Here is a 26,456-nt window from a genome sequence, read left to right as displayed (position 1 = left end):
TCTATTCACATAGAAAAAGGTTGTCCCTCCGTGTAGTTTTTACGTCGAGGAGACAACCTTTTTTATTATGATGTCGCTACTGCATTACCTAAAATGATATCAGGTACCTCTGTTAAAGCGGATACGGTATAGAGTACATTATGTGGCTCTTGTTTCAGCTCAACCAGATTATAGTGCCATTCGCGTTTTTGCTTGATATAGATGCTGTTGATTCCAGCTGTAAGAGCAGGAACAACATCCGTTCTTAAAGAGTTCCCGATCATCCATGTCATAGAGCGATTGAATTTTCCAGCGGAGAGAATTTCTTCAAGCGCTTTTACATTTTTATGCTGTCTTATATAAATGCGATCATCGAAGAAATCAGCCAGCTTCATTTGTTCGATTTTACGCTTCTGTATACGGCTTTCGCCTCCTGTATACAGATATAGTCTGTGTCCTTCATTCTGTAAGGTGTCCAATGTTTCCACCATGCCGGGATAGGCTTCAATTTCTTGATCGTAAACACTAAGACCTAGCTTGAAGAGCTGTTCTTCTTCGTGAAGGACAGGTGTCTTCTGGTGTTGGTTGCAGAAGAACCGGTACGTATCAATCAAAGATTGAGGGAAATTTGCGCTTGCGAATCCAAGTTTGTCAACACCGGCAACATCGATTTCCATCTGTTTGGTACGCACTTGTTCGGTAGTCACCCCATACTTCTCAAACCAACGTGTCATCAGCTCGAAAAACTCGCCTAGAATCAAGTCGAAATACTTGTTGCAATGAATCAATGTGTCGTCCATATCAAAAATGATATGTTGTGAGTCTTTGCTCATTTTTCTCACTCCTTTATCCACTTATATCTCTCTATATTGTTTATTTATTTTAAGATAACCTAATATAGGATTCAAAAAACATTTGAAGTTCAGCAGCTCCATCTGGACGGAGACTGAAGCGCTCCGTTTGATCACCAGCATTCACATGAGAACGAAGAAGTCCTGCTGCTCTAAGAATAAGTAAATGATGCATAAGTGCATCGTATGGCTGATTCAGGTTAGTTGCAATATCATTCACGGTTTTGGGTTCATCAGCGACAAAACGAAGTAGTCTTAGCCGGTCAGGATCTGCAAGAGCTTCTGTCATACGTAATAATACTACTGGCGGGTCGTCCTCATTTTCTTCAGGCACATCAACAGGGTACTGAATGAGGAGTAGTTTATCATAGAAACAGTACGTATTAATAGGCCTAAAGTGCACACATGGAGTGAGTAGGATAGAATCGACAGGTATATCATCTAATATGACGCCACCTGTAGCATATTCAATCAGTCTTTCCGCTTCCATTTTAGGAAGAAGTACTGCTTTTTCCTGTGCATCTTCATAAATGAGTGGTTTTATATCGTGTTCGATCTTAACAAAATAGTGTTCATACCATAAACGAAGCAGTGGCGGATAATCTTTTTGAATACGCGATAAGTACTCTTCTGTAACAGAGGGCGTATAATCGAACAGCCGGGGGCCCAAATCCGCAACTTCCGAATGTTCAACCCAATCAAGAAAGGAGACGACTTCAGGATCTCCTTCGCGTAAAATAGCTAGAGCATAAAGTACATCGTAATCAAAAAATGGCCAATCGTGTGCTTTTTGAAGCTCAGTACGGACTGCATGGGGGAGACGGGCATCCATATCCGTAATTAAATGTGAGCCGATATCAAGATTGTCGGTCCATTTTCTCGTTACATAGATCATAAAGCTGCCGATCAGTTCGTATACCACGGAAACGTCTATGCTTACTTTATACTTCATGAAACCAGTTCCCTCCCGATTAATGACATTGTTTTTATTATGGCTTGTATGGATCAGGGTTGTCTACTATAATGTTCATCTGGCAAATTTTTAAAGCTTGAAATAAAGAGGGGGATACAGCGTCGTGTCAGTCACAGCTCAAGCTCGTCAAGGAAGAATGCACTATTTTATTTTGATATCGGTTGTTGTAGCTGCAGGATTAAGTCAGGGTATGCTACTTCCTGTATTAGCGATCTTTTTGGAACGTATGGGCGTCTCTTCTTCGATGAACGGGCTTAACGCAGCAGCATTATATGTAGGGTCATTTGCTATGACGCTCGTTGCAGAAAGAGTATTAGGTCTAGTTGGATTTAAAAAGCTCATTATCGCAGGTCTTATTCTTGTAATGCTCTCATTAATTGCGTTCCCACTGGTTCCCAGCGTTGGAATCTGGTTTGTGCTTCGAATATTGGTCGGTGTTGGCGATAGCGCACTTCATTATGCAGCGCAGTTATGGGTGCTTATGATGTCATCTGCGAGTAATCGTGGACGAAGCATATCGTTTTATGGGATGTCTTACGGACTTGGATTTAGTATAGGACCACTTGGGATCATTCTTTTGAATTACGGTGAAGCAGTTCCTTTCATTGTACTCGGCTTATTATTTCTGTTTGTTCTATTAATGGTACTCTTTAAACTTCCGGATCTGAAGCCTGAACGACATTCCTCAGGTGAAGTATTCGAAAAAGGCAGATTCAGAAAAAGCTACCGCTTAGCTTGGTATGCACTCATGCCAGCATTTCTATATGGCTACATGGAAGCAGGCATTAACAGCAACTTCCCGGTGTATGGACTTCGAAGTGGCTTCACGATTGAACAAATATCTTCTTTGCTACCGTTTGTCGGTATAGGAGGCCTTATTCTGCAGCTTCCACTTGGCATTTGGAGTGACAGATTCGGTCGGAAGCGAGTGTTGACCGTAGCAGGCATTGTAGGCGGCCTATGTTTTATTCTGATTCCCGTAGCAGGGACGAGTTACTGGCCTGTACTTATCCTTCTAACCATTGCAGGCGGGCTTGTGGGTTCTTTCTTCTCTCTTGGTCTTGCCTATGCGGCAGATATTCTTCCAAGAAATTTGCTTCCTGCTGCAAATGTAGTGGCATCATTTCATTTTAATATAGGAAGCATTGCAGGTCCAAATATAGGGGGTACATTAATCCATATAGGATGGACTTCAGGTATGTTTATTCTGCTTGGTGGAGTCTATATTGTTTTTGCTTGCTCAAGCATATTCTTTAAAAATAAGCCACTAATAGAGTGAGAACATTTGTTCTCATGGCAATTGCTTTCGCTTTCTTCTAAACTAGAGTATAGAAAAAGTTACTCGACGGGAGAGACGAGAACATGATAAAAGTGGAACGACTGAAAAAAACAGTGAACACCGAGAAAAAACCGGTGTTGAACGACATAAGTTTTCAGATGGAGAAAGGCGAAATGATCGGCCTAATTGGAGCTAGTGGAAGCGGGAAAAGTTTGCTCCTAAGTTGTTTAGCTCTTCGTGAAAAATGGGATTCCGGTCGATTTATTATTGATGGCGAGGATGTACTCAAAAACGGGGGAAAGCGAAAGATTAAACGTGAATGGGCATACTTAGAGCAGAACCCAACTTTAAATGTGAATAGAACAGCACTTAAGAACGTTCTGATCGGGCAATCCAGCCAAACTCCATGGTGGCGGATGCTGACGGGAATGGTACGTTCTGATGATTATATGGGCGCTATGGATACAATTGAGCATCTTGGTTTACTCGATAAAGCCCACAATAAAGGAAATGCTCTTAGTGGTGGTGAACGCCAGCGAATTGCCATTGCACGTGCATTGGTTCATGGCGCTAAGGTTATATTAGCGGACGAGCCGGTCATGGGACTGGATCCGAAATCCGCTGAACATGTTCTGCAGACCCTAAAAAAACTATGTGAAGAAGAACGTATAACCGTCATTACTGTCGTTCCCATTGAACATGCAGAGCGGTATTGTTCTCGAATTATTGGACTTTCGGGTGGACAGATTGTTGTTGATGTTACCGGGCGTCGTTTGACTCATGGAGAGAAGAACAGAATATAGTTCTGTCAAATAGTTGATTGAAATAGAAAGAGTTGATGCTTTTGAAATCTAGAATGATGAAGGCAGCCATCTCGGGGATGCTTATGATGGTTCTCGGGGGGTGCAGCTTTATTAGTGACCCTGTATCACTGATGACTACACCGGATCTTCCGGCGGATGAGGCAACATTAATGGGGGCGATTAACTCTCAGAAACCAGAGAACAGTAATATCATTCGACCTAGGAGCAATAGTGACCCAAGCTCTATCCGTGTAGAGGATTTGAACAATGATGGCATTATGGAGGCTGTGGTTTTTTATATCACACCGAATGAGGATGTTCAGATCCATGGCATGATTCTTCAGCAACAGGGAACAACATGGGTAAAGAAGTTGGATTTTGAAGGTGAAGGCACGATACTGGAGTCATTCGACCTGATCGATATAACGAACGACGGTAATGTGGATATCGTTGTCGGGTTCTCCCGAGGAGAAGATGATGTTCAGAACGGTCTTGTTGTGTACACCTATGCGAATGATGCGTTAGAGAAGGTTTTGCAGCTTCCTTATACTCATTTCGAAGTGACTGACTTGAATGGAGATAAGTTTAAGGAATTGACCGTAGTATCTTTACAGAAATACGAGCTGTCCTTTATTACAACTTATCAGTTCGATAAAACTACACATGACTTTAAGGAATTGGCGAAGCTTGATTTGGGACAAAATGTTGAGAAATATTACAATATTGTCTCAGGAAAAGTAGCTAAGGACAAAGAAGGGATTATATTAGACACGTCTATTGTATCCAATTCATCCACTTCCAAACTTATCGTTATGGAGAATGGTGCACTTGTTGATGTTTTGAAGGAAGATGCTGCCTATAAAGAGCTTCCGGTCGAAAGCGAAGACATTGATGGAGATGGAATTCTTGAAATAGGCTTACTTGAGGAACCGATCGGTTGGAATAGCGATATTCTTGAAGATATTCCGTATTTCTATAATTATTATCAATGGGATGGTAAGACGAACTTAGCAAATATGAAGAATGGCCTGAAATTTATTACACAAAGGTATCAAGATCCTAATAATAGATTTTTCTTGACCTTCCCTGCTGAGTGGAAGAACCAATTGACAGTGGATCCAGATTCAGATAAGAATCGGTATCTGAAGTTTGTTATGCTGGGTACACAGGAAACCGTAGCAGAAGTGAAATTCTTCTCACTCCGAGAGTGGGAGCATGTGAAAAATGATTGGAAAGTTCTCGTGCGTGAAAAAAATCAAGTAATCGGTTATAAAGGGGAGCTCAAGTTGAGCAAGAATGATAAAAAGAACAGCAATGATGTGGCTCCCATTGAAAGAAAGGGGAATTAGACGTTGAGTAAAGTACTCATTTTAGAAGACGAAGAATCCATCCGCAGTTTTATTGTAATTAACCTCAAGCGTAACGGCTTTGAAGTTCTGGAAGCAGGAGATGGTCTTGAAGCGCTGAACCTGTTGCAGTCTGTACCTGATATTGATATTGCACTTCTTGATGTTATGGTTCCAGGCATCGATGGTTTTGAAGTTTGCCGGCGTATTCGGGAGACCAACGAACGAATCGGTATAATCTTTTTGACAGCAAAAGTTCAGGAACAGGATAAGGTGTATGCATTGTCTGTTGGAGCGGATGATCATGTCAGCAAGCCGTTTAGTCCAACTGAGCTTATCGCACGTCTACAATCCTTACTGCGTCGCGTAAATGTACAGCGTGCAGGTACAGCTAAAGTTTCCTTTCAATCCGGTCCTTTCACACTGGATTTAATCTCTAAGTTATTCAAGAAGAACGGGAAGGCCGTCGAGTTAACACCGACAGAGTTCTCACTCGTACAATTCTTCCTGGAGAAAGAAAATACACCACTCAGTCGAGATGTCCTTCTGGATCATGTATGGGGCAAAGAGTATATGGGTGATCCGAAAATTGTTGATGTAAATATCCGCCGTCTTCGTCAAAAAATTGAGAATAATCCTTCCGAGCCTGAATTTCTGCAGACGGTGTGGGGTCACGGCTATAAATGGAAGGGTCAGGGCCAATGATCAAAAAAGGTATCCGCCGGCAGATTGTACTTCATTACTTTCTGGTCGTGTTTATGGCATTGCTGCTGGTGGAGATTATATTTTTACTTGCGATTCGCACCTATTATTATGATAGTGTGCACACTCATATCGCGAGACATATTTATTATGCGGATGAATATTATCAGAAATTTCGTTTAAATGAGGATGATACGGCCAAATTGACTGAAATCATTTCTTATTTCGAATTGACAGGTACAGAACTTCAATTGCTTAATCCATCTGGTCAAGTGCTGATTACTTCTAATAATTTTGATTCGGATATGACGATCAAGACTAGTGATGTGACACAGGCCTTGGCAGGCGATACTAGTCGATGGGTTGGGAAGCAGCAGGGAACCGGACAGATGGTTATGGCTGTATCCTACGCACTGCAAAATGGTGGAGAGAATGAGTTTATTCTAAGATATGTGACTTCTCTCCATAAAATTAATAATAAACTTCTCAATGTAACGCTATGGGCTGTTTTCATTGGAGCCGTGGTACTAGCGACCGTACTCGCTTTTAGTATCGGACTTGCCAATTCCATCGTGAAACCTCTAAATAACATCCGTGCAGTATCTGCTCAGATGGCTAAAGGACGCTTTAACGTTCGTATTAAAGGGGATTACAAGTACGAGCTCGGGGAGCTATCCTCCACGCTGAATTATATGGCACAGGAGATTGTACGAAGTAACCAAGTCAAAGATGATTTCATCTCATCCATCTCTCATGAACTGCGAACCCCGTTAACCAGCATTAAAGGTTGGAGTGAAACGCTAACTTCAGGGGGATATGATCCAGACGAAACCAAGATCGGTATGCAGATCATCACGAAGGAAACGGATCGCTTAATTGGTCTTGTTGAAGAAATCTTGGACTTTTCCAAGCTTCAGCAAAATGAGATGAAGATGGTGATGGGTATTGTCAGTCTGCGGGAGTTGTTACAGGAGATTATGCTGAACCTGTGGGCTAAAGCAGAGAAAAAAGGCATTGAGATTAAACTAGAGTCAGAAGAAAAACCGCTGATTTATGCGGATGCTAACCGTTTGAAGCAGGTATTTCTGAACCTAGTAGATAATGCAATTAAATTCTCACATGAGAATGGCGTTATCTTACTATCCATTGAACTCGAAGAGAAATACGTGACAGTATCGGTGCGTGACTTCGGGATTGGAATTAGCGAAGAACATATACAGCGTGTAAAGGACCGTTTCTTCCAGGTAAACCATGTTAATGGCGGTACCGGGCTCGGACTTGCCATTACACAGCAGCTGGTGGAGCTTCATCATGGAACGCTTGATATGGAGAGTGAACTTGGGCAGGGGACAACCGTGAAAGTGAAACTACCTCTTCCTGAAGGGAAAATTCCTGAAGCGGGAGGATTCGATCATGGTGATGATGGCTCAGAAGGAACACAACCAAATAATCCAGTAGTCTAAATATTTTGTTTTACTCTGTGGAGAGGGGGAAACGAATGGAGTTTAAGGTATTGGAACGATTTGAAACAAAGAAGGGTTACTTTGATATCGGACTTGCTCAGGCAGAAGATACAGAAGATATGTTAATGATTTTTCAGAAGACATCTGAACTTATGGTTAAGCAAGGACTCAATCAATGGACACCCTCTATATTTTCTCTTTCGCTAATGGAGGATTATATTGATGAAAGAGAAGTGTATCTTCTGAAATTCAAAGGAAAACCAGTGGGTATTTTCACTCTTCAGGACAGTGATCCTTCTTACTGGGGCGATCGCAACGACAGTCAATATGATTATTTGCATCGGCTTGCTATTCTTCCTGAATATCGTGGGTTACATCTTGGTGAGGCCATGATTCAATTCGGAGAAAAGCGAGTTCAAGCGAAGGGCAAGCGAGGTCTTCGTCTTGACTGTGTATCTCACCTAGAGAGTTTAAACCAGTTCTATAGCCGACAAGGCTATGAATTTGTTGACAAGCAGAATATGGGCACACGAGAAGTGCATTTGTATGAGAAGCGGTTTCCTTTGTCTTCGTAAAAGGTAGTGTTCTTTATACATCAAAAAAAGCGATCCGCAGAAATGGGATCGCTTTTTTTGAAAAGAACATGTTAAAATTCTATGACGAGGAAACATTGGCACGCAGACGGCCTTTTTCGTATACCTCTTGTAGAAGACGTGATGGTTGAGTACGCACTGAAGGTTTTGGCAGGACAGTTTCATGTGGTCCTACCACAATAACTTGGCCTGGTGAACCTTTGACAATCGCACCATCTTTGATGACAGCACCCTCACCTATGATTGCATGCTCCACGTGCACACCCTTACCAATCTTAACATTTGGCATAACGACACTGTCTTTGACAGTGGAGAGTTTACCAACTTCTGCCCCACAGAAAATGACGGATCTTTTGGCTTTACCCTCAAATGTGCAAGTATCATGAATAAGACTATCCATGTTTTCAAGAGGGCGAGTGCGATGTGCTGTTAATTTAGTACGCCAAGGACGAGTGAACATCGGCCAATCTTCTTGTTCTAAGATGAGATCTGTTTGATTCAATACATCCATATGGGCTTCCCACAGACTTTCTACGGTACCAACATCACGCCAGTAACCTTGAAACCGAAATGCATGTAAAGCGTCGTTAGAAGACAGCATTTTAGGAATGACGTCTTTCCCGAAGTCATGACTCGAATTCGGGTCATCGGCATCCTGAATTAGATGTTCTTTAAGGTAATCCCACCGGAATAAATAAATTCCCATCGAAGCTAAATTACTCTCAGGTTTTTCAGGCTTTTCGGCAAATTCAGTGATTTTTAAATTGTTGTCTACACTCATGACACCAAACCGGCTAGCCTCTTCCCAAGGTACTTCCATAACTGAAATAGTTGCATCTGAGCCTTGCTGAATATGCGCATCCAACATTTCTCGATAATTCATATGGTAAATATGGTCACCAGATAGTACAAGTACATGCTCAGGATTCTGCTCATCTATATAAGCAATATTCTTAAAGATTGCATCGGCAGTTCCTGTATATTCTTTTTGTGCCGTATTGTAGGAAGGGAGTAGGGATGGATTGAATCCCCAAGGTTCTCCTTCTCCGATATGCTCATGTAAAGACTCAGCTTCATATTGCGTAAGTACTCCAACGGTATTAATACCGGAATTTACACAATTGCTGAGAGGAAAATCGATAATACGGTAGTGACCGCCAAATGGTACAGCGGGTTTCGCCAGCTTGGACGTTAAAGGAGCTAATCTTTTTCCTTCTCCTCCTGCCAGTAGCATGGCTATGCATTCATTTCTCTTCATCACGTTTCCCTCCCAAGTATTTTTCAACGTAGTACATACATAAACGAATATTAAAGGGTCTGAAACGATTATATTGAAATATATTTATGAAAATTACATTTTTATTTTTCAGCCATCATTTTTTATTTTCATTATGGCTACAATGGGGTAATAATCATATATTGTATATCTAGAAGCAGGTGATGAATTGATAGGTCAAACGATTTGGGAAGGAAACATAAGCTTGGAAGATGTGTACTTATTTCATGAAGGTAATTCCTACCACAGCTATCGTTTTATGGGGGCCCACCCTACGCAAGAGGATGGCGTGGACGGTGTACGTTTTACAGTCTGGGCTCCAAATGCAAGACATGTGGGTCTTGCAGGTGATTGGAATCGTTGGGATGGTTCGAATGATTCATTATTTAAGATACCCGAATCCGGCATTTGGAGTCGTTTTTTTCCGAATATAGAAACTGGAACTTTATACAAATATCACATTACCGGTCCCTATGGTGAAACTTTCTTAAAAGCTGATCCTTATGCATTTCAAGCAGAAGTTAGACCTGCAACCGCATCAGTGGTCGCGGATTTATCTGGTTATCAATGGAATGATGGTGCATGGAAGAGGAAAGCTAAAGCACCTTATCAGAGGCCAATGAACATATATGAAATGCATTTTGGAACATGGCGACAAAAAGAAGATGGCACCTTTTATACTTACAGGGAAATGGCAGAGCTATTGATTCCATATTTATTAGAAATGAGTTATACCCATGTTGAATTCATGCCGCTCGCAGAGCATCCGTATGATCTATCTTGGGGATATCAAGGAACAGGTTTCTTTGCCTTAACAAGCCGCTATGGATCAGCGCATGATTTCATGTATCTAGTCGATCAGCTTCATCAGTCCGGTATCGGAGTTCTGCTGGATTGGGTACCTGCTCACTTTGCGAAAGATGCCCATGGTTTAAGACAGTTTGATGGCACGCCGCAGTATGAGTACGCAGATGCACAAAAGGCGGAGAAGCCGGGCTGGGGAACACTGTCTTTCGATTATTCCAAACCTGAGGTTCGTTCATTCCTTATATCCAATGCTATTTTTTGGATGGAAACTTTTCATATTGATGGACTACGTGTTGACGCGGTGACAAGTATGATTAGGCTTGATTTTGAGAAGACAGAAGCTCAATTCAGCCGGAATGAACAAGGTGGTTTAGAAAATCTAGAAGCGATCACTTTCCTTCAGGATCTTAACAAAACAATTTTTGAATACTATCCGAATGCCTTAATGATGGCTGAGGAATCAAGTGCATGGCCTGGGGTTACATCCCCCGTAGACCAAGGAGGACTTGGGTTTAACTATAAATGGAATATGGGTTGGATGAATGACACGCTTTCTTACATAAAAGAAGAATTCAGAGCTCGTCCGTCCCATCATAATTTACTTACTTTCCCGATTTGCTATGCTTACTCTGAAAACTTCACGCTTCCTTTATCGCATGATGAAGTTGTCCATGGCAAAAAATCATTACTTAGTAAGATGCCTGGTACATATGAACAGAAATTTGCAGGGCTACGAGTACTACTCGGTTATCTAATGACTCAGCCTGGTAAAAAGCTTCTGTTCATGGGTGGTGAATTCGGACAATTTATCGAATGGAAAGATGAAGAAGAGCTTGACTGGTTGTTGTTAGATTATGACTCACACCGTAAAACACTGTGCTTTACTGCTGCTCTTAATCGGATGTATGTAGAGCAAAAAGCGCTGTGGGAATGCGATCATAACATGGACGGATACCAATGGATATGTGCTCATGATGTGAATCAAAGTGTTATTTCCTATATGCGAAAGGGCAAGAAGCCAGGGGATACGCTCATAATTATTATTAATTTTCAACTCTATCAACATGAACAATATCGAATAGGAATGCCAAAGTCCGGACAGTATGAGGAGATTTTTAATTCGGATCTGACGGAGTTTGGTGGAGAGGGAAGAGTGAACAACGGGATCTTAAGAACGGAGAAGAAGCCATGGCATGAGCAGCTTCAAAGTCTTGAACTTACTGTGCCTCCACTAAGTATGATCGTATTAAAAAAGAAACCACCTCGTCCGCGTAAAAAAACAACAACGATCGAACAGCAACCAGAGGATGTAAATGCTTCGTTCATCGATTGTGAAACGGGACAAGCAACTTTAAAGATTAAGAAAAACAATAGAGGGGGAGAATAGAGTAATGAAATTGTTATTTACAGCCGCAGAATGTGTTCCTTTTATAAAGACCGGTGGGCTAGCAGATGTTATCGGGGCGCTGCCAAAAGCGTTGCAGCGAACGGGTGCAGACATTCGTGTCATGCTGCCGAAATACCGTGGTATCTCTGAAGAGTACCGTAACCGAATGGAGCATATCGGGGAAACTCGTGTACAAGTCGGTTGGAGACAACAGTTTTGTGGAATTGAAAAGTTAGTAGAAGATGGAGTGACGATCTATTTTATCGATAATGAGTATTACTTCGGAAGAGACGGCGCATACGGATATATGGATGATGGTGAACGGTTTGCATTTCTGAATCGAGCCATTCTGGATGTGTTACCGATTATCGATTTTCAACCTGATGTGATCCATTGTCATGACTGGCATACGGGAATGATACCACTACTTCTCGAAGCGAATTATCGTCGTGAGTCTTCGTTCTATAACGAGATTCGGACCGTCTTTACGATTCATAACCTGTTGTATCAAGGCGTGTTTCCATATGAAGTGCTTGTTGATGTATTGGGGATACACAGCCGTTATTTCACCCCTGAAGGTGTCGAATATTATGGTAATGTGAATTTCTTGAAAGCAGGGATTGTATACGCAGACCATGTTACAACCGTTAGTCCAACGTATGCGGAAGAAATTCAAACTTCTTATTATGGTTACGGACTCGATGGTCTGCTCTCATCCCTTGGAGATAAATTAAGCGGTATTGTAAATGGCATCGATACGAAAAGTTATAATCCATCGACGGATCCATTTATTGCGATGAAATATCGGAGTAATTTGAACAAGAAAGCTCAGAATAAAATGGAGCTGCAAAAGGAGCTTAATTTACCAGTTGATGCAAAGATCCCGATGATGGCTATGGTTACAAGACTTGTTGATTCTAAAGGTCTAGACTTAGTTATTCGCATATTGGACGAGCTTCTCTATTATCAGGACATGCAATTTGTAATCTTAGGTACAGGAGATCCTTCCTATGAGCATTGGTTCCGTGAAGCGGCAAACCGTTATCCTAATAAAATGTCAGCTCAAATCTGGTTTAATGAGCCGTTATCACGTCGCTTGTATGCCTCTAGTGATATGTTCCTTATGCCATCGAAATTCGAGCCCTGCGGAATTAGTCAATTAATCGCACTCCGTTATGGAAGTGTACCCATCGTGAGAGAGACCGGTGGTTTGAATGATACAGTTCACGCCTACAATGAGTTTACTCAAGAGGGCAATGGTTTTAGCTTTAAGAACTATAATGCACACGACATGATGAGTACAATAAAACGTGCGATTTCGATATATGGTCAACCCGAACACTGGAAACAAGTAACCAAGAACGCATTCTCAGGTGATTATAGTTGGCAAGTATCGGCACAGCAGTACGTTGATATCTATCATAAAATTTTGGATTAGATGATTTAATCGGGAGGCAGTCCTATTCACCGGACTGCCTTTTTGTTTCGTAAACATTTAATGATTGAGAATATACAAATCATGGGTATACTACCGTAAAGACAATTTATTATTCATGAGAATTCAGATGATTTGAATAAAAATACATAATAAGCCTATGGATGCAATTGGAAACAATGTTTGAAGTGAGAGATAAATTAGAATAAGATTCAAAATAAAACCCATTAAATGGTTGTGTTAGTTTGCGGGTGTTAACATGAAGGTTAACTACAAGTATATATTTTCATTGTATTCGAGTGTTAGTCCCAAAATGATTCATTTAACCAATGTTATATAAATACATCAATATTAATATTAATACACTATTAAATATCAGGAAAAGGTCGTTGCATATTCATGCAACATGATTTATAATGACTCAATCGCTTACATTTGATGAGATAGATAGGGGAGATTCAAGGGTCATGAGAAGAAAAATAACGACTTGGATGCTTCTCTGCATGGTTATGCTGCTGGCATTTGGCAGTATCGCTAGTGCGGAAGGAGAGAAAAAGACGGTCATCCTCGGAACAAGCGCCGAATATATGCCGTATGAATTCCATAAAACGATTGATGGTGTTGACACCATTGTTGGATTCGATATTGAGATTGCTAAGGAAATTGCCAAGGACATGGGAGCAGAACTGATTATAAAGGATACTTCCTTTGATGCATTACTCCCTGAACTGACTACAGGGCGAATCGATTTTGTAATATCGGGTATGAATCCTACAGAAGATCGAAGAAAAAGCATAGACTTTTCTATTCCTTATTACAAAGCTGAACAAACGATCGTTGTTCGTAAAGAAGATAAAGATAAGTTTAATACAATTGAAAGTCTGGAAGGTGCTAGCTTCGGTGTACAGAAATCTTCTGTTCAAGAGAAGATTGCTAAGTCTATTCCAAATGCGACCGTCGTTTCTTTAGATAAGATTCCGGATTTAATGCTTCAGTTAGAAACTGGACGTGTAGATGTCGTGATCGCAGAGTATCCAGTTGCGAAAGCAAACATGGATGAAGAGAAAATGGCCATTACCGATGCCAAACCTAAAAGTGAAAATGATGAATATGCAGTTGGTGTCAGAAAAGGTAATGAGGAACTGTTAGAAAGTATCAATGGAACACTCGAACGCCTCATCGCTGATAACCAAGTCCAGAAATTTGTTGATGAAGCTGGTGACCTGGCTGCGGATCGGGTAAAAGAACAACTTAATACATTCGAGTACTTCTGGAAGTATCGGGATTATTATGCCAAAGGCGTACAATATACACTGCTGATATCAGCGCTCGGTGTTCTCTTTGGATTTATGCTAGGCCTTGTGATTGCATTATTACGGATGTCTGGTAATTCAATCTTGAAATTCATAGCTACCGCCTATATTGAAATCATGCGCGGAACTCCTATGCTTGTGCAATTGTTTATTATCCATTACAGCTTGGCCTCATTTGACATTAAGTTCACACCGATACAATCAGGTATCCTTACCTTGTCCTTGAACAGTGCTGCATATTTGGCTGAAATATTCCGTGCGGGTATTCAAGGTGTAGATCGTGGTCAACTCGAAGCTGCTCGTTCATTAGGAATGAAGAAGAGCCAAGCAATGCGTCATATTATTTTGCCACAAGCATTAAAGAGTGTACTGCCTGCAATCGGCAATGAGTTTATCGTTATTATTAAAGAGTCGTCTATCGTTTCGTTTATAGGTGTTATGGACATCATGTACCAGGCTCAAATTTTGCGTGGAAGCACCTATGCAGCATTAAACCCGCTGTTAGTTGCAGCTGTGATGTACTTTATTCTGACATTTGTTCTTTCGAAATTGCTCGGGGTCTTGGAAAGGAAGTTGAGTGCTAGTGATAACCGTTAAGGATCTTCATAAATCGTATGGCAAGGTTGAAATTTTAAAAGGCATTGATGTTGAAATAGCAAAAGGCGAGGTTGTTGTAGTCATCGGACCAAGTGGATCGGGGAAGAGTACCTTTTTACGTTGCTTGAATTTATTGGAGCAACCCACTAGCGGAGAGATTTCGTTTGAAGGTGAGAAGATTACGGCTAAGAAGCATAACATCAATGCAACTCGTGAAAAAATGGGTATGGTATTTCAGCAATTCAATCTATTCCCTCATAAAAGTGTTCTGAGTAATATCACCTTAGCACCGATCCAAGTTCAAGGGAAATCTGCTGCAGAAGCGGAGAGAATCGCAGAAGATTTGCTTAAATCCGTTGGACTTCTTGATAAGAAGGATGCCTATCCTTCTCAATTGTCAGGTGGTCAGAAACAGCGTATTGCTATTGCAAGAGCTTTAGCAATGCAGCCTCATGTGATGCTCTTTGACGAACCTACTTCAGCACTGGATCCTGAAATGGTAGGTGAAGTATTAGAAGTGATGAAGAAGCTTGCTGATGGTGGCATGACGATGGTCATCGTAACCCATGAGATGGGTTTTGCTCGTGAAGTCGGAGATCGGATTTTGTTCGTTGATGGTGGTAAAATTGTGGAGGATGCAACACCGGAACAGATCTTTACGAATCCTCAGCATCCACGGACGCAAGAGTTTTTAAGTAAAGTTTTGTAATCTTTTTAAGATGAAGTAAGTGCATATAACAGCGGTTCTGGTGCCTATTATGGCGATCCAGAGCCGCTTTTTTGTGTTTATACCAGCAATTTCATAAAGAAAAGGTTACAAGATTGTGATATATTCGTAATCGTTATACAAGGGAGGCATCAAGAATGAAACAAAATATGAAATGGTGGCAAAAGAAAGTCAACCGCAATACAAGCGGAAAGAATAGTAGAGGTAAAACGGTGAAGCTATTATCTGCGGCAGCACTTGCTCTATCATTAGCTTTTGGGGCATCCACAGTACCGGTAGAAGCAGCAAGCTCAACGCATGTTGCGAAGCAAGGTGACACCTTCTATCTTCTTTCGAAAAAATATGGTGTTAATTTAAATAAACTAATGCAAGCAAATCCTAAAATCAAAGCCACAAACATTTATCCAGGCTTGAAGATTAAAATTCCTACGACTTCTACAGTGAAGTCAACTTCGACTGCAGTCATGCTTCCAAGTTTAAGTGTGGATTCTAGTAATAAAGTGGTAGAAGCTTGGGGAAAAACTTTTAATTATAGCAAGACTATTTCGGTGAAAGCATCAGCTTATTCGGCAGCTGCAAGTGAGAACGGAGGCTGGGGAGCTGTTGACTATTTCGGCAATCCTCTTGAACTCGGGACGATCGCTGTAGATCCGAAGGTTATTCCGCTTGGAACCAAGGTGCTTGTGACGGGACATTCGCATCCTGGGTTGCCTAAAAAAGCATTTGTGGCTGTGGCAAGAGACATTGGTGGAGCGATTAAGGGCAATCGAATCGATATCTTCATTCCGGGATCTCAGAAATCAGTGAGTGAATTTGGCTTTCAAAATGTAAAACTATTTGTCATTAAATAATAGAATAGCGTTATTAAAAAGACGGGAGAATTAGTATAATACTAAGTTCTCCCGTTTTCTGTTTATTTTCCTTCAGATACACCAAGCATGTCAGGTAAGGTTACAAATGTGTAGCCCTTGCGCCGTAGTTCAGAAATAACTTCTGGCAATGCATCAATGCTTCCTTGTAATTCTGATCCTACTCCACCGCCCGCATGTTGAAGGATAATTGCACCTGGACCTGTGGCAGACAAAATGTTTTCTTTAACTTCTTCTTTGGAGAGGCCTTTCCAATCCAATGAATCTACATTCCAGTTCACTACTTTATAATTGTTCTTACGAGCCCAGCGAAGTTGTTCCTCGTTAATTTCACCATACGGTGGTCGAATAAGCCGAGGTTCTTGTCCAGTAATCGACTTTAAAATACGATTTGTACGTTCAATCTGATCTCTGAACTCATCAAGTGTAAGCTTGTTGAACTGGGCGTGATTGTAGGAATGGTTTCCGATCGCGTGACCTTCTCGTTTAATGCGAGCTAAAAGGCTAGGATGTTTTTTTGAACGCGTTCCAACCGCAAAAAAAGTTGCCTTTACACCTTCTTTTTTCAATACATCCAGTACTTTAGGCGTGAACCGAGGGTCTGGTACGTCATCAAAGGTTAACGCTACCTGCTTGATACGTGGTCCTCTCACACGAAAAGTGTCGGGGTATTTTTTTATGAGTTGGCTAAGAGTAAGGCCAACAGGTGGATTAGTGCGTTTCTTATCCTCCGTTTCTCTATGCTCGGACATCACGGATGAATTGATAGGGCTCTGAAGAAAGGAGCTTGTGTTCTGGACGACGGTTTTCCCATAAGGTGTAATATTCACTTGTGGAAGCATTAGTGCAATGAATATCAAACCCCATACACGTGCGTGGTTTAGCATCATTCCTCGTCTCCTTTTCTCTTTTTGTTTGGTATACCCATCTTTATCCTTAATTATCCTTATCTTCTAGTTAGGTTTGTGTTTTTGGTTTTAGGATGGAAACGTGTATAATAGCCATTGGGTAAGATCAAATAGGTACGGAAGGAATGTGATCGTTTGGCTGATTTATTTACACCCTATAATTTTAAAAACTTGACACTTAAGAACCGAATCGTGATGCCACCAATGTGTCAGTATTCCGTTCTTGCAGAGGATGGTATTCCAAACGATTGGCACTTTGTCCATTATGTAAGTAGAGCTGTAGGCGGTACAGGTCTAATAATTGTAGAAATGACAGGCATTCATCCAGATGGACGAATTTCCAATCAAGACACAGGATTGTGGAGCGATGAACAGATTCCGGCTTTTCGGAAGATTGTTGATGGCGTTCATTCATATGGCACAAAAATAGGTATACAATTAGGTCATGCTGGTCGTAAAGCACAAGATGCTAAGCCACCCGTGGCTCCTTCGGCTATTGCATTTAGTTCCCAATATCAAATGCCTCGGGCGCTCACTAAGAGCGAGATCGAAGAAATGATCCTAGCTTTTAAGGAAAGTGCGCGAAGAGCAGTGGAAGCTGGATTTGATACAATCGAAATTCATGGAGCGCATGGTTATCTTATTCATCAATTCCATTCTCCACTTACGAATCATCGTGATGATGAATATGGTCAGGACCTTGGACTGTTTGGTGAACAAGTAATAAAGGCAGTTAAGGAAGTGCTTCCCGAGGGCATGCCACTTATTATGCGCGTTTCTGCGAAGGAATATGTAGATGGTGGTTACGACGTTGAATATTGTGCTAAGCTCAGTGAGCGATATAAAAATGCTGGCGTTGATATTTTCCATATCACTTCCGGCGGTGAAGGCCCAATCGGTTCAGAGGGTGGACCTAAGGCTGAGCCTGGTTATCAAGTGGAGTTGGCTACAGAATTTAAACGCATGCTTCAAGTTCCAGTGATTGCAGTTGGATTACTTGATGACTTTGAAGTGGCGCAAGACGTCGTGCTTTCAGGTAAAGCAGATTTAGTCGCTGTAGGAAGAGGCATGTTGCGCGATCCATATTGGCCTGTACATGCGTCTAAGGCTCTAGATGGAGAACAAAAGGTTGCGAAACAATACCAGCGAGCTTACAGGTAATCATTGTGAAACCATGTTGAAGTAATTATAGAAATGAAGCAAAGTCCGGTATAGATGCCGGGCTTTTTTGTCATCTTTGCAAATCTGTGAACTGTATCACTGACGTTTAGACGATTTCCGTGCAAAGTTAGTGGGATTAGACATGAGCAGGAGGTCTTACGATGGCAACAGTGATATCGAACAAGAAGGTAGCGGAGGGAATCGGCCTGCTGGAAGTGGAGAGCAGCCTTGGGGGTAAACCAGGACAATTTTATATGTTGAGGGCTTGGGATAAGTACCCTTTACTCTCAAGACCGATTAGTATTTTTGATGCGGGTGAAGATCGAATTCAATTTCTTTATCAAGTCGTTGGCGAGGGTACAAGACGGTTCTTCGAACTTCGTTCTGGTGATCAGCTACAGATTGAAGGACCGTTCGGGAATGGTTTTCCAGAGGCGAATGGATCCGTTGCACTTGTTGGTGGTGGAATTGGGATTGCGCCACTGTACTATATGGCCAAAACATTAAAGAATGCAGATATATATCTTGGCTTTAGTAAGGAGTCATATCTTACGGAAGAGTTCCAGAGTGTGAGCAATCAGTTACATATTCAGGTCGGGGGGACGGTTCTGGATCAAATTAATTTCAGAGATTATAAGACGGTTATAGCATGTGGTCCCCACGGTATGCTGAAAGCAGTTCAAAGTATGCAAGAGGAGATCGGAGTGCCTAATCATGTGTATGTGTCATTAGAGAACCGGATGGCTTGTGGTATTGGGGCGTGTTTAGTGTGCAGTGTGAAATGTAAGGATGGACGCAAAAAAGCATGTACCGACGGACCTGTATTTCCGGTGGAGGAGGTTGTTTTCAATGATTGATATGCGTTGTGAAATCGCTGGAATATCTTTCAAGAATCCAGTTGTTATGGCTTCGGGAACATTCGGATTTGGGCGTGAATACGGTAAGCTCTATGATATTAATATACTGGGTGGATTGAGTGGGAAAGGATTAACACTACACCCAAAAGAAGGAAATAATGGTGTTCGGGTGTGCGAGACGGCTTCCGGCATGCTAAATAGTGTTGGACTTGAGAATCCAGGGATTCAAGCTTTTTTGGATCAAGAATGTCCTTTCTGGGAAACGCTTAATACCGTACGCATTGCTAATCTCGGTGGAGGTTGTCTTGAGGATTACGTAACCGGTGCGAAGCTGATTCAGAATGATGAAGATGCTAGGCGCAGAGCGGGCCGATCTGCTGTGGATATGATTGAGCTGAACATTTCATGTCCGAATGTTAAGGAAGGTGGTATGGCCTTTGGTATTCAGACAGAAGCTGCACAGAAGGTCGTTCGTGCAGTTCGAAATGTAGTAACCATGCCGCTTATAGTTAAGCTGTCTCCTGGCGCGGAGAGGCTCGCAGAGATGGCTTATATGTGTGAGACAGAAGGTGCGGATGCCGTATCCTTAATAAATACCATATCTTCAATGAAGATTGATGTAAGGCAGAGAAGAAGTGTGTTCGATCACGGCTATGCTGGATTGTCCGGCCCTGCTATTAAACCGATTGCTTTGCGGATGGTACATCAAGTGGCGAAAGCGGTGAACATTCCTGTCATTGGAATGGGCGGAATTGCTTCTGGTGAAGATATCATCGAGTTTATTATGGCAGGTGCAACCACCGTTCAGGTGGGTACGGCTAGCTTTGGCGATCTTCGAGCAGGTGAAAGAATAATTGAAGAACTTACTCATTTTATGAATACTGAGAAAATTAATCACCTAAATGAGATTAGAGGTATTGTTAAATAAAAAACTCACTGCGTTAGCTTGGTTAAAGGGAGGCGCATATGACGAAAAACTTTGGTGAAACTTTAACATTGGATGAAATCGATGTTGGAAGGGATAAGCTTATTGTCATCAAGGGCGGAGATGCTCATATTGGTGCAGTATCTACAGCATATTTTGAACAAAAAATCCCCTTAACCATTAAGGTTGACACCATGTCTGTCCCAGGCCATAAGGAACATCTGTTAACCGATACAATCGCTCGTCAATGTGCAGAGCACCTAGGCCAAACAGTGACGGTTGTGATGGGAATCCATTTCGATAATCTGAGTAAAAGAGAAATTGAGTACATTGTTTTATTGACTGAAAACCTAGTGGATCGTTTTTTAACGAAGAAAAAATTAAAGAAATAAACTTGTTTACGAAAAAATTGAAACGTTTATTTAAGTTGTCACGTAGATAATGAACATAAGAAAACATTTAAGTCTGCTGGGAGGCACGAAACCATGTCCATTTTCAAAAGATTACGTGATTTAACCATGTCCAACATTAACGCTATTATTGACAAAGCCGAAGATCCAATCAAAATGACTGACCAATACATTCGGGATATGACCGAAGATCTTGAAGATGCTGAGAAAGCAGTTGCTTCTCAAATTGCGATCGAAAAGCGTTTCAAAGCATTGTATGAAGAACAAGCAGCATTGGTTGAGAAACGTACACAACAAGCACACACGGCTGCACAAGCGCAGAACGTTGATCTAGCTCGCCGGGCGCTTGAAGAGAAGAAAGCAGCGGAAGCGAAGAGAGACGAATATAAAGCAAGTTATGATCAGAATAAGCTTGCTGCAGATAATCTAAGAGCTAAGCTCGAAGAGATGCGTAAACAACTTACAGCAATGAAGAATAAGCGGGAGACGTTAGTTGCTCGCTATAACGCAGCTAAGGCACAGACTGAAATCAACAAAGCGATGAACGGATTTAGCTCGGATTCTGCATCTTCTGGTCTGAAGCGTATGGAAGAGAAAATGCTTCAGATGGAAGCGCGTGCTGAGGCAAGCAATGAAATGAACACGAGAGAGAAGTCGCTTGATGAAGAGTTCGAGAATCTTGGTAAAGATAAGGTTGTTGAAGATGAACTTGCTGCATTAATGAAACAATATGAGAATAAAGATCAATAATATCGATATCGACGTTTTATTGTGAAAGAGTGAAGTTTGAAGAGGCGAAGGGGATAGCGCTTAACATGCGGTTTTCTCCTTCGCTTTTACATGAGTAGTATGTTGAATATGGAGGCTTAAGTGGATGAATTTTGATGTGATCTTAGGGATTACGGTATGGACCGGTGTCGGTGCACTGCTGCTCTTTGTGCTTATGTATGTAGACTCTTTGTTTACAAAGTATAAAGATCTAGAGGAAGTAAAAGCAGGAAACATGGCGGTTACAACACGTCTTGTCATGAAGCTACTAGCACAAGGGTATATTTTGTCTGTATCAATTGGGACTTCACCACATCTGGTAGAAGCCATTGTAGTATCCATTGTTTCGTTTGTAATTCTGCTTATTCTGGAAAGATTAGCGGAGCTGATGCTCAAAATGCTTGGGAATATTGATCTGGATAAAGGAACGATGGAAGGCAAGACTGGATATGGGTTGTTTGCAGGTACACTTCATATTGTAGGAGCTTTAATTATTACAGCCTGCCTATAATCATGCATAAATGTGATAGGGGATTGAAAGAATGAGCGTGTGGAAAAGAATAGGAAATTTATTTGCGAAACCAGAGCCGCCGAAGGTAGAAAAAAGCATGTTACAGCTTAACCCGGGCGACATTTGTGAAGTTTCACTTGTGACGTATGAGGTTACGGGTCGTGTACATAACCGTGCTCGTAACGCGGTTGTTCTGACACTGCAAGATGGAAGTAGCATTGCTTATCTTCATATCGAAGAACGAGAAACGGTCCAGTATGCTTTATATACACCGATTGATGGACGACTGGATGCACCTGATGAAGTACCGACGATCATTGAACTTGATGATGGTGTATATCATCTTGAGGAAGAATACGGTGGTCATGTGTCGATTACAGGACGCACCCCGTTCACACAAAGCGGTGAACAACATGTATGGCAGTATCAATCTGATGATTATCGTCTTGTAAGGATTGAATGGCAGAATGGGCGATTTATGCTCTATGAAGGAGAGAAAGTGATTCCGGGGGATGTTAAAGTCATCCGGGCTTAGGAGTGGTATCATGAAGCGACGCTCTTTATTATCGATCAAATTATTATTAGTTCTTAGTTTCCTTGTATCACTTCTAAGTGGATGTGGGGCACCACCGAATGTTAAAGAATCCTACCCATTAGAATCTGTGAATCGGGATGGGAACTCAAGTTCATATGTCTATCGCGCAGCAGGCAAAAGTGTGCCAGTTGTTGCAAAGGAATTGTCGGAAGAGAATAAACCGGATGATATGTCCGCCGAGAATAATGAACGCATGTTCCTTGTATATGGCGATGACTTTTATCATCTGCAGCAAGATCCAGCGAAGCCGGAAGATACCTTAATCGAGATCGATTCCAAAGAGTATGTTAGACGTAATTATGACTCAAGCTTCCTACAGGGATATTTAACAGCTGTTTTGATTAGCGACTTGTTTGATTCGTTAAGTGGTAAATACAGCGGTGGGTACCGTGGGTATACAAGTAAGGACGTGTATAAGCCGAAAGACGGAACCTATCGTAAACCGACAGATAGCGATAAGAAGGTTGCCCCTCCGTTGACGGTGGATCGAAGCGGGAAGATTTCAAGACGTGGTCAGAGTAGTAAGGTTGGTTCGGGTGGGAATATTTTTAAACGGGAACCGGCAAGTGACCAGAGTAAAGGAACGATTAAACGAGGTGAAAGTGGCGGCGGCGGTGGACTTTTCGACGCTCCAAGGAAATCTTATAAAAAACCGAAGACTCGTATTGGATCAGGGAAAATCGGCAGAAGAGGTCGAAGGTAGATTGAAAAAGACGTGTGGCATTTCGATGCCATACGTCTTTTTTTTTGCTTGGAATAGAGTATATAATTTGCCAGCAACAGAAATTGAAGTTATAACTATTTTATGGGGCTAAGAGCTCGTTTAAAGATCAGTCGAAGCAAGCCCATTGGAAAGTGAGGACACAGGTACTTATGAAACAACATATCACGAATGATAAACTAGACATTAACGGACAAGACCCTTATAGATTTCAGCGTAAAGCGTTGCAGGTACATGATGCACAAGCCTTAGTTAAGGGATATGTGAAGCGAGGAACATCCGAAATGGTCGACCTAGAAAAAAGTGATGGGCGTATACTAGCGTCTGATATTTTAGCACCGCATCCATACCCGACCTTCCGCCGTTCTGGAATGGACGGCTATGCAATAACAGCATCAGATACTGAGGTGTGTGGTGATGGTGAGACTATATGGTTAAAAGTTATTGATAATATTCCTTGTGGAGCGGTATCAGAGAAAGTGATTGAATCGGGTGTAACATCCCGAATTATGACAGGAGCGCAAGTTCCCGAGGGAGCGGATGCGGTGGTCATGCTTGAAATGACGGAGAGCAGGACCGAAGGTGAAACGGAATGGATTGGCATTAAAAAAAGAATAGAGAAGAATAAAAATATTACCCCCATAGGATTAGAGCTAAAAGGTGGAGAGGTTATTCTCAATCAAGGAACTCGGATCGGACCAGGTGAAATATCGGTCTTGGCTACATTTGGAGTGTCCCAAGTTGAGGTTATGAAAAAACCGGTGGTTGGTATTTTTTCAACAGGTACCGAATTATTGGATATTCGTGATCCGCTAGAGCCTGGAAAAATTCGTAACAGCAATACTTATATGCTTGCATCACAAATCCGTGAAGCCGGTGGTGAACCGGTCATAATGGACGCGATTCCTGATGATATTACAATGGCTAGAGAAAAGGTGGAAGAAGCGCTAAAACGTTATGATATTGTTGTTACAACAGGTGGAGTCTCTGTAGGAGATTTTGATATCATGGGTGACCTCGTCCGTAATGGGACGATGACAATGTTGTTTAACAAGGTAACGATGAGACCGGGGAGTGTAACAACGGCTGCGGTTCAAGAAGGAAAGCTATTGTTTGCTCTATCAGGAAATCCAGGAGCTTGTTATGTTGGCTTTTTGCTCTTCGTAAGACCGACGATACGCCAAATGCTTGGCATGGAGGATGCTTATCTTAAAGAATGGGACGCAGAGTTAGGTGTAGAATATAGCAGGGTGAATAATTTCACTCGTTTTGTCAGAGGGAGATTGGAAGTTAGAGAAGGAAGGCTGGTAGCGATACCAGCACTATTGGACGAATCCAATGTAATGATTACGATTAAAGACAGTTCCTGTCTCATCGTTATCCCTCCTGAACTAAAAGGTGCTGATGTTGGACAAAAGGTTAAAGTGTTATTACTGCCGGGAACTTTGTCATGACAAACGTGTGGCAATTTGTTGGGTATAAGAATAGTGGTAAAACGACGTTGATATCGTCACTAATTCCTTTTTTTAAGGATAGAGGGTTCAAAACTGCTGTTATCAAACATGATGTTCATGGATTTACTCTTGATCACCCTGGAACAGATACCAGTGAATTTCATGAGGCTGGTGCTGATGCTGTGGCCATCACTTCGCCTTTTCGTACAGCTGTTATTCATGAAGAAGGAACAAGTTTACAAGGTCTGATCACCCCTTTACAAAGGTACGATCTCATTCTGGTGGAGGGGTTTAAGCAGGAAGCCTATCCGAAGTTATTACTTCTCAGAAGTAGCGAGGATATAGAACTAGTAGATCAAGTAAGTGAGGTTAGAGTACTTATACTGAATCCGAATTTGGACAAGAATAACGAGCTACTTCTAGAATTTCAGAGAAGTAGCTCGGTTCCAATCTTTGATTGGAATGAAGTGTCTAAGATCGCTGAGTGGATGTGTCATGAGATGAACAGACTACGAACTGAATAATGCTGTGTCTATGATGATTCAGTGCGGCGTTCAATGGCTTCAGACATCGTCTTGTCGGTGAGATGAGCATATACTTCTGTCGTTTCTGTTGATGCATGACCAAGCTGTTCCTTGGTTTTATAAATGTCATTCTGGAGATAATAATCTGTGGCAAAAGAGTGACGTAGCTTGTGCACGGTAAGTGAAGGCTTGCCGAAACGTTTGGCATATTTAATGATCATGGCTTGGATCGCGCGTTTCGTCATTCTCTGGCCTTCGACTTGTCCATTACGAAGTGCTACGAACAGCGCTTTTTCTCTCTTAGGAACTTTATAACGGGACTGTCTAAGCGCTAAATAATGCTCCAGATCGTCTTTAGCCTGAGCGCGGAAATAAACAGGGGTCTTGAACGTTTCGTCATTATTACCTTTCCGATAGACATGCAGCATATTGTTGTTCATATCGAGATCACTAATGTTTAGATTTACAACTTCAGATACACGTAGACCAGAGTTTAGAATTAGACTAGCTATGCAGGCATCTCTCTCTTTATTTAGTTCATGAGCGTATAAGGCTTGCTTATTGTTAGCGACATCAACCGCATAGCCTTCATGGATGTAGCCAATAAAGTCGATGAGTTCCTCATCCTCAAGAATTTTACCTTTAAGCTTAGCTGCAGTATCTTTTGGTTTATGTATTCGTTTATTCTCGACTTTTGCCATTATGTTGCGCTTAAGAAGAGGATAAAAGTCCTCATCCTCAGCGATTTGGCTTAAATAATGAAACAAGGATCGAAGAGAGGACATCTTACGTGATACGGTGATCCGGGAGTTGGTACCCTCTGTTCTCGTTGTCAGATAGAGACGGTAACCAGTTACACTTTCCATGCGAAGCGTCTCAAGTTCCAGAAGTGTTACCTTGCTGTTTTGCTCTGCTTCTGAAAGACCTTCAGAGCGAAGCCAATTAAAAAAAGTTTCGTAATCCCTTACATATTCCAACAAGGTAGATGGAGAAAGATCGGGCAATTTATAGTCGATAAACTGCTGTACGTACCAAGGCATAGAAGGGACTTTTTCATCTAGTTTTTTACGGTCAATGCCTTTTTGTATGTTCATGTGTATCACCTCTTAAGAATTCATATTGAATTGTGAAATAATGAATCAAAATGATTGAAATATTGTAGTTAGATGCTATGACATGTCATGCATGTCTCTATAGTTTACCATAACCTGCAGGATACTAA

General features: G+C 41.7%; 26 protein-coding genes. 21 read left to right on the top strand and 5 right to left on the bottom strand.

The genetic code is table 11. The features are described 5' to 3' along the window. Nucleotides 1–65 precede the first annotated feature (65 nt). A complete protein-coding gene (locus AC3WJJ_RS03085) occupies nucleotides 66–812 on the bottom strand; it encodes an HAD family hydrolase (RefSeq protein ID WP_492537914.1) in 747 nt (248 codons plus the stop codon). A gap of 49 nt (nucleotides 813–861) precedes the next feature. Then, the gene (locus tag AC3WJJ_RS03080; protein WP_492537912.1) at nucleotides 862–1,782 is read right to left on the bottom strand and encodes an ArsR/SmtB family transcription factor; all 921 of its coding nucleotides are present in this window, start codon (nucleotides 1,780–1,782) and stop codon (nucleotides 862–864) included. A 157-nt stretch (nucleotides 1,783–1,939) separates the two neighbouring features. On the opposite strand from AC3WJJ_RS03080, the gene AC3WJJ_RS03075 reads away from it, so the two are divergent. The 6 genes from AC3WJJ_RS03075 to AC3WJJ_RS03050 all read left to right on the top strand — a co-directional run bounded on the left by AC3WJJ_RS03075 (nucleotide 1,940) and on the right by AC3WJJ_RS03050 (nucleotide 7,971). Continuing rightward, complete coding sequence (locus AC3WJJ_RS03075; protein ID WP_492539566.1) at nucleotides 1,940–3,082, top strand: MFS transporter; 1,143 nt, start codon at nucleotides 1,940–1,942, stop codon at nucleotides 3,080–3,082. 83 nt (nucleotides 3,083–3,165) lie between these two features. Then, complete coding sequence (locus tag AC3WJJ_RS03070; protein WP_492537910.1) at nucleotides 3,166–3,885, top strand: phosphonate ABC transporter ATP-binding protein; 720 nt, start codon at nucleotides 3,166–3,168, stop codon at nucleotides 3,883–3,885. A gap of 41 nt (nucleotides 3,886–3,926) precedes the next feature. Continuing rightward, nucleotides 3,927–5,234 (top strand): FG-GAP repeat domain-containing protein, encoded by a 1,308-nt coding sequence (locus tag AC3WJJ_RS03065; RefSeq protein WP_492537908.1) that lies wholly within the window; start codon nucleotides 3,927–3,929, stop codon nucleotides 5,232–5,234. Between the two features lie 3 nt (nucleotides 5,235–5,237). After that, nucleotides 5,238–5,936 carry a response regulator transcription factor gene (locus AC3WJJ_RS03060; protein WP_422661045.1) on the top strand — a complete coding sequence of 233 codons (699 nt, stop codon included), beginning with the start codon at nucleotides 5,238–5,240 and terminating at the stop codon, nucleotides 5,934–5,936. After that, nucleotides 5,933–7,396 (top strand): sensor histidine kinase, encoded by a 1,464-nt coding sequence (locus tag AC3WJJ_RS03055; protein WP_492537906.1) that lies wholly within the window; start codon nucleotides 5,933–5,935, stop codon nucleotides 7,394–7,396. The genes AC3WJJ_RS03060 and AC3WJJ_RS03055 overlap by 4 nt, the downstream gene beginning before the upstream one ends. A gap of 35 nt (nucleotides 7,397–7,431) precedes the next feature. Then, nucleotides 7,432–7,971, top strand: coding sequence for a GNAT family N-acetyltransferase (locus tag AC3WJJ_RS03050; protein ID WP_492537904.1), 540 nt, complete (start codon nucleotides 7,432–7,434; stop codon nucleotides 7,969–7,971). A gap of 79 nt (nucleotides 7,972–8,050) precedes the next feature. Here AC3WJJ_RS03050 and AC3WJJ_RS03045 read toward each other — a convergent pair whose 3' ends face one another. After that, complete coding sequence (locus AC3WJJ_RS03045) at nucleotides 8,051–9,247, bottom strand: glucose-1-phosphate adenylyltransferase (protein ID WP_492537902.1); 1,197 nt, start codon at nucleotides 9,245–9,247, stop codon at nucleotides 8,051–8,053. A gap of 187 nt (nucleotides 9,248–9,434) precedes the next feature. On the opposite strand from AC3WJJ_RS03045, the gene glgB reads away from it, so the two are divergent. The 5 genes from glgB (at nucleotide 9,435) to AC3WJJ_RS03020 (ending at nucleotide 16,382) form a co-directional block, all read left to right on the top strand. Further along, entirely contained in the window at nucleotides 9,435–11,459 is a 2,025-nt protein-coding gene (glgB, locus tag AC3WJJ_RS03040; RefSeq protein WP_492537900.1) for a 1,4-alpha-glucan branching protein GlgB, read from the top strand. 4 nt (nucleotides 11,460–11,463) lie between these two features. Next, nucleotides 11,464–12,897, top strand: coding sequence for a glycogen synthase GlgA (gene glgA, locus AC3WJJ_RS03035; RefSeq protein WP_492537898.1), 1,434 nt, complete (start codon nucleotides 11,464–11,466; stop codon nucleotides 12,895–12,897). Nucleotides 12,898–13,361: 464 nt separating this feature from the next. Beyond that, entirely contained in the window at nucleotides 13,362–14,804 is a 1,443-nt protein-coding gene (locus tag AC3WJJ_RS03030) for an ABC transporter substrate-binding protein/permease (RefSeq protein ID WP_492537896.1), read from the top strand. Beyond that, nucleotides 14,791–15,513: an amino acid ABC transporter ATP-binding protein gene (locus tag AC3WJJ_RS03025; protein ID WP_492537895.1), complete on the top strand. Its 723-nt coding sequence runs from the start codon at nucleotides 14,791–14,793 to the stop codon at nucleotides 15,511–15,513. Before AC3WJJ_RS03030 ends, AC3WJJ_RS03025 begins: the two co-directional genes overlap by 14 nt. 167 nt (nucleotides 15,514–15,680) lie before the next feature. Next, a complete protein-coding gene (locus AC3WJJ_RS03020) occupies nucleotides 15,681–16,382 on the top strand; it encodes a 3D domain-containing protein (protein ID WP_422661451.1) in 702 nt (233 codons plus the stop codon). 62 nt (nucleotides 16,383–16,444) lie between these two features. Here the strand turns inward: AC3WJJ_RS03020 and AC3WJJ_RS03015 are convergent, their stop codons facing one another. Beyond that, on the bottom strand, nucleotides 16,445–17,287 hold the full coding sequence (locus AC3WJJ_RS03015) for a polysaccharide deacetylase family protein (RefSeq protein WP_492537894.1): 843 nt from the start codon (nucleotides 17,285–17,287) through the stop codon (nucleotides 16,445–16,447). 156 nt (nucleotides 17,288–17,443) lie between these two features. Here AC3WJJ_RS03015 and AC3WJJ_RS03010 point away from each other — a divergent pair, with 156 nt between their 5' ends. From AC3WJJ_RS03010 to mobB, 10 genes are all read left to right on the top strand, one after another. Beyond that, nucleotides 17,444–18,469, top strand: coding sequence for an NADH:flavin oxidoreductase/NADH oxidase (locus AC3WJJ_RS03010; protein ID WP_492537892.1), 1,026 nt, complete (start codon nucleotides 17,444–17,446; stop codon nucleotides 18,467–18,469). Between the two features lie 161 nt (nucleotides 18,470–18,630). Beyond that, nucleotides 18,631–19,326 carry a dihydroorotate dehydrogenase electron transfer subunit gene (locus AC3WJJ_RS03005; protein ID WP_492537890.1) on the top strand — a complete coding sequence of 232 codons (696 nt, stop codon included), beginning with the start codon at nucleotides 18,631–18,633 and terminating at the stop codon, nucleotides 19,324–19,326. Continuing rightward, nucleotides 19,319–20,254: a dihydroorotate dehydrogenase gene (locus AC3WJJ_RS03000; RefSeq protein WP_492537888.1), complete on the top strand. Its 936-nt coding sequence runs from the start codon at nucleotides 19,319–19,321 to the stop codon at nucleotides 20,252–20,254. Before AC3WJJ_RS03005 ends, AC3WJJ_RS03000 begins: the two co-directional genes overlap by 8 nt. 38 nt (nucleotides 20,255–20,292) lie before the next feature. Then, complete coding sequence (gene lpdD, locus AC3WJJ_RS02995; RefSeq protein ID WP_492537886.1) at nucleotides 20,293–20,643, top strand: prenylated flavin chaperone LpdD; 351 nt, start codon at nucleotides 20,293–20,295, stop codon at nucleotides 20,641–20,643. Between the two features lie 93 nt (nucleotides 20,644–20,736). Next, nucleotides 20,737–21,411: a PspA/IM30 family protein gene (locus AC3WJJ_RS02990; protein ID WP_492537884.1), complete on the top strand. Its 675-nt coding sequence runs from the start codon at nucleotides 20,737–20,739 to the stop codon at nucleotides 21,409–21,411. A gap of 124 nt (nucleotides 21,412–21,535) precedes the next feature. After that, nucleotides 21,536–21,940: a DUF350 domain-containing protein gene (locus tag AC3WJJ_RS02985; protein WP_492537882.1), complete on the top strand. Its 405-nt coding sequence runs from the start codon at nucleotides 21,536–21,538 to the stop codon at nucleotides 21,938–21,940. 31 nt (nucleotides 21,941–21,971) lie between these two features. Continuing rightward, nucleotides 21,972–22,475 (top strand): DUF4178 domain-containing protein, encoded by a 504-nt coding sequence (locus AC3WJJ_RS02980; protein WP_422661058.1) that lies wholly within the window; start codon nucleotides 21,972–21,974, stop codon nucleotides 22,473–22,475. Between the two features lie 10 nt (nucleotides 22,476–22,485). After that, nucleotides 22,486–23,238 (top strand): DUF4247 domain-containing protein, encoded by a 753-nt coding sequence (locus tag AC3WJJ_RS02975; RefSeq protein WP_492537879.1) that lies wholly within the window; start codon nucleotides 22,486–22,488, stop codon nucleotides 23,236–23,238. Nucleotides 23,239–23,408: 170 nt separating this feature from the next. Then, the gene (locus tag AC3WJJ_RS02970; RefSeq protein ID WP_492537877.1) at nucleotides 23,409–24,710 is read left to right on the top strand and encodes a molybdopterin molybdotransferase MoeA; all 1,302 of its coding nucleotides are present in this window, start codon (nucleotides 23,409–23,411) and stop codon (nucleotides 24,708–24,710) included. Continuing rightward, nucleotides 24,707–25,234 (top strand): molybdopterin-guanine dinucleotide biosynthesis protein B, encoded by a 528-nt coding sequence (gene mobB / locus AC3WJJ_RS02965; protein WP_492537875.1) that lies wholly within the window; start codon nucleotides 24,707–24,709, stop codon nucleotides 25,232–25,234. The genes AC3WJJ_RS02970 and mobB overlap by 4 nt, the downstream gene beginning before the upstream one ends. An 8-nt stretch (nucleotides 25,235–25,242) precedes the next feature. On the opposite strand, the gene xerS is transcribed toward mobB, so the two are convergent. Next, entirely contained in the window at nucleotides 25,243–26,328 is a 1,086-nt protein-coding gene (gene xerS, locus AC3WJJ_RS02960) for a tyrosine recombinase XerS (protein WP_492537874.1), read from the bottom strand. Nucleotides 26,329–26,456: the final 128 nt, after the last annotated feature.

The organism is Paenibacillus sp. FW507-14B1B, assembly GCF_058781425.1.
This window is presented reverse-complemented; position numbering and strand designations above follow the sequence as displayed.

Bases quoted from the DNA above. Each gene is read 5' to 3' on its own strand.
- AC3WJJ_RS03085 (WP_492537914.1), bottom strand. From the start codon at position 812: ATGAGCAAAGACTCACAACATATCATTTTTGATATGGACGACACATTG.
- AC3WJJ_RS03080 (WP_492537912.1), bottom strand. From the start codon at position 1,782: ATGAAGTATAAAGTAAGCATAGACGTTTCCGTGGTATACGAACTGATC.
- AC3WJJ_RS03075 (WP_492539566.1), top strand. From the start codon at position 1,940: ATGCACTATTTTATTTTGATATCGGTTGTTGTAGCTGCAGGATTAAGT.
- AC3WJJ_RS03070 (WP_492537910.1), top strand. From the start codon at position 3,166: ATGATAAAAGTGGAACGACTGAAAAAAACAGTGAACACCGAGAAAAAA.
- AC3WJJ_RS03055 (WP_492537906.1), top strand. From the start codon at position 5,933: ATGATCAAAAAAGGTATCCGCCGGCAGATTGTACTTCATTACTTTCTG.
- AC3WJJ_RS03050 (WP_492537904.1), top strand. From the start codon at position 7,432: ATGGAGTTTAAGGTATTGGAACGATTTGAAACAAAGAAGGGTTACTTT.
- AC3WJJ_RS03045 (WP_492537902.1), bottom strand. From the start codon at position 9,247: ATGAAGAGAAATGAATGCATAGCCATGCTACTGGCAGGAGGAGAAGGA.
- glgA (WP_492537898.1), top strand. From the start codon at position 11,464: ATGAAATTGTTATTTACAGCCGCAGAATGTGTTCCTTTTATAAAGACC.
- AC3WJJ_RS03030 (WP_492537896.1), top strand. From the start codon at position 13,362: ATGAGAAGAAAAATAACGACTTGGATGCTTCTCTGCATGGTTATGCTG.
- AC3WJJ_RS03020 (WP_422661451.1), top strand. From the start codon at position 15,681: ATGAAATGGTGGCAAAAGAAAGTCAACCGCAATACAAGCGGAAAGAAT.
- AC3WJJ_RS03015 (WP_492537894.1), bottom strand. From the start codon at position 17,287: ATGCTAAACCACGCACGTGTATGGGGTTTGATATTCATTGCACTAATG.
- AC3WJJ_RS03005 (WP_492537890.1), top strand. From the start codon at position 18,631: ATGGCAACAGTGATATCGAACAAGAAGGTAGCGGAGGGAATCGGCCTG.
- AC3WJJ_RS03000 (WP_492537888.1), top strand. From the start codon at position 19,319: ATGATTGATATGCGTTGTGAAATCGCTGGAATATCTTTCAAGAATCCA.
- lpdD (WP_492537886.1), top strand. From the start codon at position 20,293: ATGACGAAAAACTTTGGTGAAACTTTAACATTGGATGAAATCGATGTT.
- AC3WJJ_RS02990 (WP_492537884.1), top strand. From the start codon at position 20,737: ATGTCCATTTTCAAAAGATTACGTGATTTAACCATGTCCAACATTAAC.
- AC3WJJ_RS02985 (WP_492537882.1), top strand. From the start codon at position 21,536: ATGAATTTTGATGTGATCTTAGGGATTACGGTATGGACCGGTGTCGGT.
- AC3WJJ_RS02980 (WP_422661058.1), top strand. From the start codon at position 21,972: ATGAGCGTGTGGAAAAGAATAGGAAATTTATTTGCGAAACCAGAGCCG.
- AC3WJJ_RS02975 (WP_492537879.1), top strand. From the start codon at position 22,486: ATGAAGCGACGCTCTTTATTATCGATCAAATTATTATTAGTTCTTAGT.
- AC3WJJ_RS02970 (WP_492537877.1), top strand. From the start codon at position 23,409: ATGAAACAACATATCACGAATGATAAACTAGACATTAACGGACAAGAC.
- mobB (WP_492537875.1), top strand. From the start codon at position 24,707: ATGACAAACGTGTGGCAATTTGTTGGGTATAAGAATAGTGGTAAAACG.
- xerS (WP_492537874.1), bottom strand. From the start codon at position 26,328: ATGAACATACAAAAAGGCATTGACCGTAAAAAACTAGATGAAAAAGTC.